The sequence below is a fragment of the Roseateles sp. P5_D6 genome, from assembly GCF_054049415.1.
The window spans coordinates 1-12,483 of sequence record NZ_JBFUMK010000025.1 but is presented as its reverse complement, the minus strand read 5'-3'; the positions used below and the strand labels follow the sequence as shown (position 1 = coordinate 12,483).

Genomic DNA, 12,483 nt, shown 5'->3' with positions numbered 1-12,483 from the left:
GGTAGGGGGCGAGTCGTGCCTCAGGGCAGATAGGTCGAGACCTTGCCCGTGCGATTGAGCATTTCGTACTGCTTTTCGCGGTCGCGCGACCGGGCGATGCGGTCCTCGCTGTCGGCCATGCCCTGAACCATTTGCAGCTGTGACATCTCGTGTGCGAGCAGGGCGTTCTCGGCGCCGATGCGGGCCTGGATTTCCTGGACGGCCTTCTGATCCTGAGTGGCGTTGATCTGGCTCATCAGGGCCTGAATCTGGGACAGTCGGCCAGCCGCTGAGGTCATCGCGTCCTGAAGGAGCCCTTTGTGCTGATAGGGCTGGGCCAGAGCGGCCTGGCAGCTGGTGCGCGCGGTGCCCTGCAGGTCGAGGCAGTTGTAGACCATTCCGGTGTCGCGCAGCGCCTTGGCGGTGCTCGTCAGGCCGGAGTAGCCAGAGAGGCTGATGGCGTTGAACTTCTGGAAGCTCCTCGCAGGGACGTAGTTCATCAGCACAGGGCTGTTGAAGACGTTGCCAAGGTTGCGGGCGCCATTGATGCTGTTGAGTTGTGCCTGCAGCTGCGTGATCTGCTGCACCTGGTTGTTGATCTCGGTGATGTCGTTCATCACCTGTTGAATCGTCTGGACCAGGTTGGCGATGTCGATCACCGGGATGCCGGAGGCATTGGCGCCCGTCGCACCTGAGGCGATGAGGGCGACAGCGGCGAGCTTGAGTCGAACTTGCATGGCAGTGCTCCTTGCGAACTACTGATTGGACGAACGGCCGCGCATCGCAGCGCGTTTGTAGGCAGGCACCTGCGATCCATTGGCAGCCGTGCTGGCCCGCCCACCCATGGCTCCAGAGGCGAGGTTCCTCGCTGCTGATGCGGTGGCGCCAGTCGCTCGCCCGGCGGCATAGGCCATGCCAGTCCCGGCCCTGACCGTGCCACCTGCGGCTCCAGCTGCGCCGGCGAGGCCGGACCGCGACGGTGACCGCAGACCTGCGACCATCAGCGCGTTCTGGATCATCTGGATGCCCTGTTGAACCGCTGCACCGCCTGTTAGGGCTGAGGCGAGGCTGGGGGCCTGGAAGCAGATGATCGCCATCAGGATCATGAGGATGCAATACCGGATTGCCTCGCCCAGGACGTTGAAGTTCACACCCAAGAAGCCACCGCCGGCTTTGATAGCCAGGAAGATCTGCTGGCCGAGAAATGTGCTTAGGCCAAGAGCGAAGAAGGCGAACCAAGTCAGCACGACGACGTTGAGGACCATCGAAAGCCAGCTGTCGAAAAAGCGCGCAGTAGGGCGCCACGCGAGGCAGAGCACGAAGAGTGGGCCGACCGCGATCACAAATGACAAGAACACCTTCGACAGCGTCACCACAAATAGCGCGATGCACAGGAAGACGATCGAGCCGATAGAGAAGATGACCGCTGCAAGAACGAGATCCAGCCGAAACATGCTCGCGTTCTTCATGATGTCCGCTACCTGCGCGCTGGCCTCATCGTTGAAGTTGTCGAGGAGCATGTACGGTGTCGTGACCGTTGTCGGACTCACGCCTGCCGGGAGGAACGTTGTTGCTACACCCATAGCCAGGTCGTTAGCGGTGTCCGCGACTGTCCCGATGTAGAAGCTGCCTTGCAGGGCGACCGCGAGCACCAGGCCAATCTTGAAGACCTTCCACACGAACGCAGGAAGAGGATCGGAGACTTCATTGCGAAGGACGGCCCATCCGTACATCAGCACCCAGATGGTCATCACGCTTAGCGCGATCGGCGTGATGGCCGCGATGAGGGCCGTCACGACGTTCAGCACGTAAGTGTTGAGCACCGTAGTCAGCTGATTTCCGACCCAATTGAACATGGCGAATCTCCTACTGGACTGCCGATGTAGGCAGGTTGAGCGGGGGGCGAGCGTTCATGTCCGCGCAAACGCTGGACAAATCCGGGAACTGGCACCACATCCACGTCGATCCCTTCTTGGCAATCCAGAGGCGCGAAACCTTCTGAGAGCCGTAGGTTGAATCGCGGCATGTGCCTTCGCGAGCAAAAGGCTCAGTGCATTCCTTCAGACCCGACTGCGTCTCGACCATGTGCAATGGCCCGGACTGACAACCCGCACCGATGGCGCATGGCTTCACCTTCGCTGCCTGACCAGCTAAGGGCAGCGGCGGCGTCTCCACCTGCTTGGTGCCGTTTGGCAACGCCTTGACTGCTTCATTGCCCTTGACGAACTGGGCCTGGGCCGTGGCCGATGCCAGGACCGCTGCTGCTGCGACGAGGAAGTTCAGGACGCATTTCATGCGGCTCTCCTAACGGTACGAAGCCTGCGATCCTGTACCTCGCTGAGGAGAACTGGAAGCCATTGAAACGGATCGTTTCCATGCTGTGCGCGGATCGCGTCCAGCAGGGCCACGTTGTCCGTGGTGGCGGAAAGCACGGTGATGAAGTCGTCCAGGCCGGCGAGGTCGAGCTCGCAGATGGCGCTGGCCTGGCCCTGCTTGACCAGGAAGCGACGGCCACCCTGGGCGCTGAGGCCGCGGACGATCTCGAACTCGGCCTCGCTGAGGCCGAAGCCGTCGACATATTCCTCGCGCACCGCCTCGGGGTTGGCCAGGAAGATCTTGGTGACGCTCTGCTCGACCATCGTGCGGCCGATGGGATGGCGCAGCACGTCGGACGGGCTTTGGGTGTCGAAGATACCCAGGCCGTTCTGCTTGCGGATGGTCTTCTGCTTCTGCTTGGCGAAGTTGCTGAAGATCTCGTGGTCGAGTGCCTTCCAGAACTCGGAGATCACGTAGATCAGGCGCTCGCCGTTGACCAACTCTTCCATGACCTGCAGCAGGTACATCATGACCGGCGTGCGGACCTCTGGGAGGTCGAGGAATTCGGTGGTGTCGAAGCCGATAACCGAGGCTTGGTGCAGGTCCTGCAGGCGGTCATTGGCCTGGTCGAAGACCCAGCCGAGGGCGCCGCCTTCACACCAACGCCCGAGGCGCTCGAAGAGGCTGTTCTCGCCGGTCTTGGGAAGGTTCTGCCGGACCGTCGAGAAGCGTCGCAGTGCCGGAGGCATCAGGGCGACGGACTGGATCGCATGCGCAATGGCCCTCTCGTCGCTGGGCATCAGCGGCATAGCCGGCGTTGCGACGCAAGTTCTGATGAGCTGCTCCCAGAACTGGACGCGCGCTGGGGTCGCTTCCCACTGCAGTGGGTTGCAGCCGGTCGGTTTGCCGGCTTCGAGGGTGAAGTAGCGCCCGCCCAGGGCACGGATGGCGATTTCGCAGCCGCGGTCGAGATCGAAGAGCACGAGGCGCGGCGCGGGCTGCCACTTGCGCGTCAGCGTCAGCAGGAACATTTCCAGCGTCGTCTTGCCCACGCCGGTCGACCCAATCAGAAGTGTGTTGCCGGGGAGCTTCTTGTCCTCGGAGTCCTCGTCATCGGGGCTGCTGTGCAGGTTCAGATAGAAGGGCTGGCCGGAAGGCGTGCGCAGCAAGGCCAGGGCCTCACCCCAGGGGTTGCCGTCTCGCTTGCCGCAGGCGAAGTTATGGGCGCTGGAGAGCGCAGCAAAGGCGCGTGAGGACAGCTTGGCTTCCCGGGGGCGCCAGCGCCAGTTGCCTGGCATCTGGGCGAACCAGGCGGCATCTGCAATGAGGTCCACGGGGGCCAGCTGCAGGCTGGAAGATTCGCCTACGGCGCCGATGGCCTTGGCTGCGCGCCGGCCCGCGTCCATGACGCTGTCGCCGAACACGACCAGGGAGTAGTGGTACTCGCCCATGCAGAACTGGCCATCGCCGAGCTCGTTCAATGCCACGTCCATCTCAGCGATCTGGCTGGCCACGACGTCGTCGCTGGCAATCAGCTGGTCGCGCTGCAGCTCTAGGGCGCGCATCGCCTCGCGCCGCGGCAGGATGGAGAAGCTCTGAGTCTCGATGAACTCGCTGCCTTCGTAGAGGAGGGCGTTGAGGACGCCTGGCTCGACGGCGTCGGCGTACTCCTTGATGTCGACCAGCGCGGCATAGCGGCGCTCATCGCCGTGACGCAGCTCAAGCTTGTCGCCGCCGAAGCTGAGGCGGGCGGTGGGCAAGGTTCGGTAGAGCGGACCGGCTGTGAGAGGGACTGCGCGCCAGCGGCCATTGACCAGGTAGGCGAGGAACTCGGCCACCTCGGAGTATTCGCGACTGCCCTGTTGGCGGGCGCCAAGGAGGTTCGGACTGAACCCTCGCAGTACGCGATCAACCAGGGCGGTCCGCTCTTCCATGGCGCGCAGGGCATCGACCTGGGCTTCGGCGATCGCGACGCGGGTGCGTTGACGGGGCTGGAGCGCGCGGCTGAACTTGGAGACGTTGGGGCGGTAGACCAGGGTCAGGTAGAGCTCGTTGCTCATCATGGGGCGCTGATCCAGCGTCGCCTGATAGGCACGCGAGAGGTCCTGGGCGAAGCCCGGCTGTTGGGGATCCTGCAGGGCGTCGACCACATAGCGGTGCAGCCGATGGGTCCAGATGGCCCACTGACCACCGGCGAGGTTGCGCAGCAGGCTGCACAGAGCCTCGTGCCGCTCGGCCAGGCGGTCTTGATCGCTGCACTCGAAGTGCACGCCGTCGAGGCGCCAGACCCGCAGGTAGTCGCCCCCGCGGGTGATGACGTCGTGCGTAGTGACCAGGGACGAGAAGGGGATGAAGGCTGCAAGCGAATTTTCGTTGCGAACTTGGGCCCAGAGTCGCGGCCGTGCGGCGCGGCCGTTGGCGACCCGGGCCGCTTTGGGCGTGCCGTCAAACATGTCGAGCATTGCGTGCTCCCCTGTAGTGGCTGGGCGCATAGCTGCGGGCGTGCCAGAGACGGTGATTCCGATCCCGCTGGCGCAGCCGCAAGGCGACGAACATTTGGTGGAAGCGCTGGTCATCCTTGGCGGTGACGAAGCGCATCCACAGCAAGGTCGGCAAGATGCCGAGCACCACCGCAAGGGCGATCCACCAACTGAGGAGCGTGCCACCCCACATGATCAGCAGCATGCCGGTGCCGAACAGCACCACCAGCGGGACCAGGGGGATGCCCAGCTTCATCGCGGGGCGCGTGGCGCCCTTGTAGATGGCTTCGCCTTGCATGGTCTTTTCGCGGCGTCAGTTGACGATGAAGGCTGCGAAGGCGGAGGCGCCGCCGACCAGCGTGCCGCCCATCAGCACATTGGCGACTTCAGCCAGGCGGGCACCCTGGAAGATCATTTTGAAGCCGGCCCACATGATCGCGATCGTCACGACGGCGACCGCAATGGTCACCAGGATCGTGCTGACGTTGGTCACGGTGGTGTTGACCTTTTGAAAGCCCTGGGCCACGGCCATGTTCTGGGCCGTGGCGAGGACCAGCATGGCCATGGCGGGCGCGGCACGCTTGGCTTGGTTGATGCAGTTCATGTCTTCTCCTTGGGTTGCATGGCAGGTGACGTGGGGGCGGGGGAAAGGGTTGGCACTTCTCGGGATGCCGTGAGGACGCGGTGGACGTACCCGTGCTGGAAGCCCGTCGAGAAATTGCCGCTGTAGTAGCAAGACAGCGCGCGTCGCAGTGCCGCTTGCTGGTGCCCTTTGGCAGCGCTGGACCGGTCGAAGCAGTCGGTCAGAACTGACTGCATCGCCGCGAGGTTGGCGCAGGGGTTGAACGCGGTTTCCAGCGTCAGGCCGAGCCGGCTGAAGTTGCGGACGTTGATCTGTCCCAGTCCGACGCTGAAGTTCCAGCCGCTGGCCTGGAGCGCTCTGGCCGTAGCCAAGGCTTCGGCCTGGTGACGAGGCTGTCGTTCCAGCTGGCCACCGACGACGCCGATGGCCCAGGGGTTGAAGTCGCTCTCGACCTTGACGAGCGCCTGCGAAGTGCTGGCGTGGACGCCAGGTGCGCAGGTCATGGCGAGGGCGAGGAAGGCGGGCGCGTCCATGATGGTGTCTCAAGGTGTGGGAACCGGAGGCGCCGGATTCGCCGCCAGCCAAGCGGCGTAGTCGTCGTCAAAACGGGTGTCCCAGCTGCCCAGGTGGCTCTTTGCTGCGGTGCTGTACTCGGTCACCGAGTCGCCGGTCGGGCTCCACCAGGTTCGCGTGAAAGGGGCGCCTTGCACCGACACGGAAATCGAGCCGCTGAAATCGCAGCTGTACATCGGCTCGTTTGGGCCCTGGTAGACGCGGGTGTATTGCTGGGGGCAATTGCCGGGCGCGCTAGCCCAGGCATGGCTGGACGTGTTGCCGGCGCCACCCATGGCGCAGCTCGGAAAGGGGYGGCCGCGAGCCAGGTCGCGCAACAGCTGCCGCACGGGCGGCACGCATTCAGAAATGTTGCGCCAGCTGGGCGCCGCCAAGCACAGCAAGACCACGCAGCCATCAACGGCGTGTGCGCGCTCTGGCGCCAGCAGTGCCACGCTGATGCTGAGCGTTAGCAAGGCTGTCAGCGGCTTTGCCAAACTGTGACGAGTGGCACGTCGGTTCGGCTTGGCACCGTCGCGTGACGGGTCTACATTCCGGATCGGGTACATCACAACTAACCTCAGAGTTGGGAGCCTTGGGAGGGGCATCCCGTGGCGGCTCGTTGGGAGCCATGAAGTCAATCTAGAAGTCAAACCCACTCGGTCCGCTGCTGGATTCGGGCCGATTTCCAGCACTGCTGGTTGCAGGTCAAAAGATGCGCACGCCCTTGGCGTCCCTTGACGCACTGGTTCATCCGCACCAGATCGAGGTTCAGGAATTCAGGTCCTATGCCCTGGTCATCGACGCAAGAAGTCCCGAAGCGTTCCAGGAGGACCACATACCCGGCGCGGTCAACGTGCCGGTCGGTACCGGCGACCGCCAAACGGGCTGGGTTGCGGCGTCGATCGGAGTCCGAGAGGCCGGGCCAGTCCTGCCCTATCTGCTCTCTGGCTCGATCGGTCACCTGCAGAAGGGTGCCGAGCTATTGGTCTACTGTGACCGCGGCGGCCTGGACAGCCTGATCTGGGCCGAGCCGCTGAGGTCTGCGGGCTACGTCGTGGATGTTCTGGCGGGCGGCTGGTCCAGCTACCGCCGCTGGGTAGCCGCGGGCCTGGATGTGTTGCCACGAGCACTGACGTTCCGGCCGCTCGTCGCGCCGCCGGTCAGCGGCATGTCAAAGGTCGTCAACCGGCTGTCCAAGCGCCGTGAGCAAGTGATCGATTTGCCTGCCATGGCAGGCCAGCGTCTCGTTCCTGGTTTGACATTGGCAGGTGACAAGCCTCCCGCCCAGGCCGCCTTCGAGACCGCACTGGTCGACGCCATGAGAAGGCTGGATCCACGGCGTCCCGTTTGGGTCAGGGTCAGTTTGTGCGGCCTTGGAACCTTGGTGCTGCCGCCAGCGCTTCGCGACGCGCTGCTGAGGTCCAGCGGGGCCAGGCTCGTCGTGCCGTTGCGTGAGCGCGCAAACGCCTGGAGCGACTGCCTAAGGTCAAAAGGGGCAGGCACCGGACAGCTGCTCGCCGCCATCTCTGCGTCGACGATGCGCCCAGATACCCCAGTCCTCGAGCGATGGCGGGAACTGTCCAGCTCGGGCCAGGAAATCGAGGCCTTGTCGGAGATCATCACTGGCTACGTCGAGCACTGTAGGGAAGCTGAGAGTTGGAGCAAGGAACCCAAGCTCGTCGCGCTGCCCTCTCTAGCTCCCGAGTCCGTCGCCACTGTCGTCGATGAATGGTGCGGCAAGGATGGGCTTTGGAGCTCCGAGGCTTAGGAGCCAAGCGGCGCGGGAAGGGTCGGTGCAGGTTGTGGCGCGCGTCCTACCGTGTGCCAGGTTGGTCGAACAATCCGTAGAGCCTGGCGACGCGTGCCGCGGTCCTGCGATCCGGTACGTCCAACTTGGCGCTGATGCGCTGGAATCGGCAGTCGACGGTTTTGGGCTCGATGTTCATTTGTGCGGCGATGACCTTGCTGGAGTGACCCGCCTCTTCATGCCTCAGCAGTTCCAGATCTGCCGTAGTGACGCGTGACCTGGCCAGCAGCTCGTTGCGAATGGTGTTCTGCAGCCACCGATGCAGTTCCATGGCGAGGGCGCGGGCGAGGACGCGAATCTTTCGAAGCCCCTCGTCATCAAAGAAGCAGGGGCTATGGGATCCCAGGCAGAGCACGCCGACGCGTGAGGAACCGGCGCTGGTGGGTGCCGGTGCAATGACGGCCGAGGCGAAGCCGAGCGTGGCGGAGGTCCTGGCGAATTCCTCTTCAGCAGGAAGAAGGAGAAGCTGGCTGACGAGCACGGGCTCGGTGTCGTGCGTGGCGTGGCGTAGCCACGGATCTCGTTCGAACCAGTTGCGGCGGGCGTACTCAGAGGCCCACATCGGGTCGCACACTAACAGGGACCGGTAGGAGGCCCGGGTTGCGTCGTCGCGCACAAAGCTCATGAACACGCCTGCGTCCGCGCCGAGTAGCACCAGAACCTGGCGGAACAGATCGACTGCGACGTCGGCCGTCAGGGCGTCCCCTAGCTCGGGAAGGATGTCCAGAATGCGGGCGCCGTAGTCAGGCGCGCCAGCGAGCGCGGCCAGACTGAAGAGCTCACCGTTCGCTGCCGAATGCTTCATGACCTTCTCGGCGAAGCTGCTCGTAGAGCATGGGTTCGTCGAAGCGAGTTGGCTCGGCGTCGCACCAGCGCTCGAAACGGCTGACGGTCTCAAAGAGCAGAGTCTGCACAAGGCGCGCGCCCATCGGCTGGCACTGAGTCCGCTCGATCAGCAGGCCGGCATGTGTGGGGTGCAGCGCGAAGGCGACGCTGGCGTCCTTGCACGCAAGCAGGCAGGTGCCCTGCGGCGCGGCAATGCACGTCGGCGCGGCTCGCGCGCGTCGGGCGTGCAGCGCGGCTCGTTTGGGCCCGAGGGCTCTTGCGGGCTCGTCAACTTTGTCGCGGCGTCGGTGTGAGACCTGCATTGGGTCCTGGTCTATTGCCGCTGGGGCGTCGCTCGGCTGCCAATCGCTCATCCCTATCTCCTACGTGCCAATCGGCCGTCGGGCCGCTCTTGAGGGCGGCTATTCGGGCGGCGCGCAAATGCGGCCGCTGGCGAATTCCAGTTCACGCGGCAGATCGTGTCCACGACACGGCTGTATCAGAAATGTGACGACAGTTACGGATAGGCGCACCACTGTCTTGTCCCATAACGTTCCAGATGACCCGTTGCACTACCGATGTTCGTTAGGTGAAAAGGTTTTCGCGCGCTTGCATCGATGGCGTCTTCCCACACTTCAGGGTGCTGCCTCACCCATAGGAATTGGATCGCTTCGGACCTTCTGAGGCCGCGCGGGCGTCCAGGCGGGATCGTTTGGCATGAACGCGATGCGGCCCGTTGTCGAACGCGACGGAACGTTTACTAAAGGTTGCCGTGCAGTATCAAAGTTAGGCGCCGATCCCGTGCAATCGCGCCACAGGTATTGCGTCATTGCTTGCCTGTGGACGATGTGTCCGTCGACAGGAGGTCTGTATGTGGTTCGTCGTGATGCGCCCGGCGCGGCCTGATGCGCCGTACTGGACTGGCCGGCAGTGCCTGTCGGCGATCGACGCAGTGGTGTGGCCCGCTGCCTGGATCCTTGCTCTCGCGAAGATTCCCGCGGCCACGGGCGTGTTCGGCCCGACCATGATTGCAGTCTGCGTCCTGGCCGCTTTCAGCCGGCTGCATCGCGCAATCTGCCTGAACAACCGCTATTGGTTCACCACCTGGAAGTGGGGGCGGATCGTCTTCTCGGTGTGGCTAGCCGGCCTGGTGCTGAAGGCCGCGATTGCCCTCTCCGCTTGAGCGCAGTTCAATGCGACGCGTCTGGCCGCTGTTCGAGCCACTGGTCGATGTCGGTGTCGCGCCAGCCGACGGCGCGTGGGCCGAGCCGCACGGCGAGTGGGAAGAGGCCTTGGCCCATCAGCCGATAGATGGTCGATCTTCCGAGGGCGGTTCTGCGGCGCACCGTGGGCATGCGAAGCATCACGACAGGCCGTGTCTCGCTGGCCATGCACTGAGACGCTGTGGGCGATGGGAGCTGCACTTCACGATCTCCGATGGGCGGTCATGGAAAATCTAGTGGCTCCGTGCCGTCCTGGGCGTGCTGGATTCGGGCTCGAATACCGCACTCCCAGCCGAGATTCTCTGGGCCTCAAGCCGCTCTCGACTTTCCAAGTTCCAGTTCCCATGGATGCCCCTGAACCCGTTCCGGACAGCAATGCCGCTCCCCTGGAAGAGTTGATCAAGGTCGCCGGTGACCTGGATGACCTCACCCAGGCCATCTTGAAGGCCACCCCTGAATCCAAGCCGTGGCAGCGCCAGTTGCTGTCCCATTTGCGCGAGTTGGAGCGAGGCGTTCAGGTTCTTCGGCTGACGATTTCGCTGAAGCGCAGCAGCGATGAAATCTCAGACGCGATCGAGTCCATCCGTCGAACCCTGCGTACTGCGAACACTTACATAGCCTCGGGACGGGCCGACATGGGAACGAAGGCGGCCGTCCGCTTCGCACTTGAACTTGGTCAGCGGCTAGAGCTTTCGGTGCCGGCTGCTACGCGTGCAGCCTGATCGCTTCAAAGCCGGCATGAGCTATCTGAAGACTCTCGTGCTCGTGTTGAGCTCCGTCGTCGCGCTTGACGCGCTGGCCTGGGGCGCGGATGCGCATCGTTTGATCGCGGAGCTGGCCGAGCGACAGCTGATGCCGTCCACGCGAGCAGAAGTAGACCGGCTGTTGAGCCTGGAGCCGGGCGCCAGCATGGTGTCGGTCTCGACGTGGGCGGACGAGATCCGTCGACGCGTCACTGCGCCGTTGCACTATGTCAATCTGCCTGAGGACGACTGCACCTATGTGGCGCGTGCCGGTCCCTTGCTGGAGAGGTACCACCTCTGGCTGCAAGGTGTACTGACGCAGGTGTCGACGAAGTCGGAACTGGCCAAGGCCGCTCGCTACAGCCTGGCACGCTGGAAGGCGTTGACGCGCTACGTGGACGACGGCCGCATCGAGATCGACAACTCGGCGGCCGAGCGCGCGCTGCGCGGCGTGGCGCTCGGGCGCGGCAACTACCTGTTCATGGGTTCGAACGCGGGTGGTGAGCGTGCGGCGTCGATGTACAGCTTGATCGAGACCGCCAAGCTCAACGGGCTTGACCCGGAGGCGTATCTGCGCGACGTGCTGCTGCGCATTGCCGACCATCCGGTGAACTGCATCGACGAGCTGCTGCCCTGGAACATCGCCAGCCAGGACGCCGACGAAGAAGTGCGCGCGGCGGCATGAGCGGGCCGAGCATCGATCCACGGCTGCTGGACGTCCTTCACCAGGCCAGCAGCCTGGAGCTGTTCCAGCTCAGCACGCTGATCGAGCGACTGCTGGCCGACCCGCGACGCATCATCGCGGTCCGCAAGGACATGCACCTGGGCCAGACGGTGCGCTTCCTCGACTGGCGCGATGGCAGCCTGCGTGAAGGCAAGGTCGTGGCCCTGCGCGACACCCAGGTCACGCTGCAAGACCTGCGCGAGCGCCGGGAGTGGAAGCTGCCCTATGCGGCCATCGAGCCGCCGGCTCCCAACGCTGCGGCGCGACAGACCGAAGCCGCGCCAGCACCCGCAGCACCCCGACCCACGCGCAACGACTTCCGCTGCGGCGAGAAGGTCGCCTTCGAGGACAAGTACCTCAACACAGTCGTCGGCACCATCGTGCGCATCAACGAGCGCACCGCCAGCATCGATCCGGGCGACGGCACCAAGTGGCGCGTGGGCTTCGGGTTGCTGCGCCACGTGCTCGACATCTGAGCTACTGCGCTTCGGTCAAGAGGGCCGTCAGGCCGCGCTTACGCTTCCCCCGGGTCGACGGGCGGCAAAGACCATCGCTGTTGCGTGCCGCGCAATGTCGACCTGCTCACAGACGCGCTGACTACGCCAACCTGAAGGGTGCCGTGCGCGAGCCGCGAAGCACTCTGGCCACCTTCCGCCGAGCGGACCTCAAGCTTCATCGACGCTTGCGGGTAGGAAATCGGCGGCGGTCGCAGGCCACAGGAGCCGACTTCCCGTCCAGGTCGTGTTTTCGAGATCGGCAACGAGCATTCGGATGAAGTCCTCATGGCTCGCCGCGATCACCGTCTTTTCGTCCTTACCTCTGCGAAATCTAATGACTCGTCCCACCGCGCCCTCGGCGTCGGGTTCAAAGGCCGATGTAGTTGCCGATGGTGTCGTGCCCTATCGCCAGCCACTCACGGGCGACAAATGGGCGAATGAGGATGGCCGACCCCTCCCATATGGGACGGCGTTCTTCTCCCACATAGAAGTACCTGCTCTCCTTCCAGAGGGACCGAAGCTCGCTGATGCACAACCACTTGTGCCCGTAAAGCAGCTGGGGCCCATAGATTTCCCCGTCATGAATCTGCATCAGTGAGCTGACGCTTCGTGGCAGCTTGTGGCCAATGAAGTTCTGCAACGCAAAAATGTCACCAACCGTCGCACTAGGATTCAACCAAGCCCGACCCGTCGTTGGATAGTTCTTTTCGCTCAGGATGCGCTTGATCTCAGTCCAGGCGTTCAACACGGT

At 63.9% G+C, this 12,483-nt stretch carries 16 protein-coding genes and 2 pseudogenes; 7 read left to right on the top strand and 11 right to left on the bottom strand.

All coding sequences use genetic code 11. The annotated features are described in order from the left end of the window. Nucleotides 1-20: 20 nt before the first annotated feature. The 8 genes from ACXJKM_RS25705 to ACXJKM_RS25670 are packed head-to-tail and all read right to left on the bottom strand — an operon-like array spanning nucleotide 21 to nucleotide 6,260. Nucleotides 21-716: a type IV secretion system protein gene (locus tag ACXJKM_RS25705; RefSeq protein ID WP_457356036.1), complete on the bottom strand. Its 696-nt coding sequence runs from the start codon at nucleotides 714-716 to the stop codon at nucleotides 21-23. An 18-nt stretch (nucleotides 717-734) separates the two neighbouring features. After that, nucleotides 735-1,835 (bottom strand): type IV secretion system protein, encoded by a 1,101-nt coding sequence (locus tag ACXJKM_RS25700; RefSeq protein WP_457356035.1) that lies wholly within the window; start codon nucleotides 1,833-1,835, stop codon nucleotides 735-737. A 10-nt stretch (nucleotides 1,836-1,845) separates the two neighbouring features. Continuing rightward, entirely contained in the window at nucleotides 1,846-2,274 is a 429-nt protein-coding gene (locus ACXJKM_RS25695) for a hypothetical protein (RefSeq protein ID WP_457356034.1), read from the bottom strand. Then, nucleotides 2,271-4,748: a VirB4 family type IV secretion/conjugal transfer ATPase gene (locus ACXJKM_RS25690; protein WP_457356111.1), complete on the bottom strand. Its 2,478-nt coding sequence runs from the start codon at nucleotides 4,746-4,748 to the stop codon at nucleotides 2,271-2,273. The genes ACXJKM_RS25695 and ACXJKM_RS25690 overlap by 4 nt, the downstream gene beginning before the upstream one ends. Beyond that, nucleotides 4,741-5,073 carry a type IV secretion system protein VirB3 gene (locus ACXJKM_RS25685; RefSeq protein ID WP_457356033.1) on the bottom strand — a complete coding sequence of 111 codons (333 nt, stop codon included), beginning with the start codon at nucleotides 5,071-5,073 and terminating at the stop codon, nucleotides 4,741-4,743. The genes ACXJKM_RS25690 and ACXJKM_RS25685 overlap by 8 nt, the downstream gene beginning before the upstream one ends. A gap of 15 nt (nucleotides 5,074-5,088) precedes the next feature. Further along, a complete protein-coding gene (locus ACXJKM_RS25680) occupies nucleotides 5,089-5,379 on the bottom strand; it encodes a TrbC/VirB2 family protein (protein WP_457356032.1) in 291 nt (96 codons plus the stop codon). Continuing rightward, a complete protein-coding gene (locus ACXJKM_RS25675; RefSeq protein ID WP_457356031.1) occupies nucleotides 5,376-5,891 on the bottom strand; it encodes a lytic transglycosylase domain-containing protein in 516 nt (171 codons plus the stop codon). The genes ACXJKM_RS25680 and ACXJKM_RS25675 overlap by 4 nt, the downstream gene beginning before the upstream one ends. 9 nt (nucleotides 5,892-5,900) lie before the next feature. Continuing rightward, nucleotides 5,901-6,260, bottom strand: a complete 360-nt coding sequence (locus ACXJKM_RS25670) for a hypothetical protein (protein ID WP_457356030.1) — start codon at nucleotides 6,258-6,260, stop codon at nucleotides 5,901-5,903. A gap of 365 nt (nucleotides 6,261-6,625) precedes the next feature. Between ACXJKM_RS25670 and ACXJKM_RS25665 the strand changes: the two genes are divergently transcribed. Further along, on the top strand, nucleotides 6,626-7,681 hold the full coding sequence (locus ACXJKM_RS25665) for a rhodanese-like domain-containing protein (RefSeq protein WP_457356029.1): 1,056 nt from the start codon (nucleotides 6,626-6,628) through the stop codon (nucleotides 7,679-7,681). Nucleotides 7,682-7,727: 46 nt separating this feature from the next. On the opposite strand, the gene ACXJKM_RS25660 is transcribed toward ACXJKM_RS25665, so the two are convergent. After that, nucleotides 7,728-8,525: an autoinducer binding domain-containing protein gene (locus ACXJKM_RS25660; protein ID WP_457356028.1), complete on the bottom strand. Its 798-nt coding sequence runs from the start codon at nucleotides 8,523-8,525 to the stop codon at nucleotides 7,728-7,730. On the opposite strand from ACXJKM_RS25660, the gene ACXJKM_RS25655 reads away from it, so the two are divergent. Together ACXJKM_RS25655 and ACXJKM_RS25650 are read left to right on the top strand one after the other, a co-directional pair. After that, complete coding sequence (locus tag ACXJKM_RS25655; RefSeq protein WP_457356027.1) at nucleotides 8,524-8,859, top strand: hypothetical protein; 336 nt, start codon at nucleotides 8,524-8,526, stop codon at nucleotides 8,857-8,859. The genes ACXJKM_RS25660 and ACXJKM_RS25655 overlap by 2 nt on opposite strands. Before the next feature lie 557 nt (nucleotides 8,860-9,416). Further along, a complete protein-coding gene (locus ACXJKM_RS25650; RefSeq protein WP_457356026.1) occupies nucleotides 9,417-9,728 on the top strand; it encodes a hypothetical protein in 312 nt (103 codons plus the stop codon). Between the two features lie 7 nt (nucleotides 9,729-9,735). Here ACXJKM_RS25650 and ACXJKM_RS25645 read toward each other — a convergent pair whose 3' ends face one another. Then, a complete protein-coding gene (locus ACXJKM_RS25645) occupies nucleotides 9,736-9,900 on the bottom strand; it encodes a helix-turn-helix transcriptional regulator (RefSeq protein ID WP_457356110.1) in 165 nt (54 codons plus the stop codon). 212 nt (nucleotides 9,901-10,112) lie between these two features. Here ACXJKM_RS25645 and ACXJKM_RS25640 point away from each other — a divergent pair, with 212 nt between their 5' ends. From ACXJKM_RS25640 to ACXJKM_RS25625, 4 genes and pseudogenes are all read left to right on the top strand, one after another. Beyond that, nucleotides 10,113-10,490: a hypothetical protein gene (locus ACXJKM_RS25640; protein WP_457356025.1), complete on the top strand. Its 378-nt coding sequence runs from the start codon at nucleotides 10,113-10,115 to the stop codon at nucleotides 10,488-10,490. Nucleotides 10,491-10,506: 16 nt separating this feature from the next. After that, nucleotides 10,507-10,749, top strand: a pseudogene (locus ACXJKM_RS25635) (S1/P1 nuclease); the annotation flags it as partial. Nucleotides 10,750-10,776: 27 nt separating this feature from the next. After that, nucleotides 10,777-11,196 (top strand): annotated as a pseudogene (locus ACXJKM_RS25630) (IS66 family transposase); the annotation flags it as partial. After that, nucleotides 11,193-11,711, top strand: coding sequence for a hypothetical protein (locus tag ACXJKM_RS25625; protein ID WP_457356024.1), 519 nt, complete (start codon nucleotides 11,193-11,195; stop codon nucleotides 11,709-11,711). The pseudogene ACXJKM_RS25630 and the gene ACXJKM_RS25625, both read left to right, overlap by 4 nt. 388 nt (nucleotides 11,712-12,099) lie before the next feature. On the opposite strand, the gene ACXJKM_RS25620 is transcribed toward ACXJKM_RS25625, so the two are convergent. Continuing rightward, nucleotides 12,100-12,483: SMI1/KNR4 family protein (locus tag ACXJKM_RS25620; RefSeq protein WP_457356023.1), on the bottom strand; the 384-nt coding region annotated here is incomplete at its 5' end.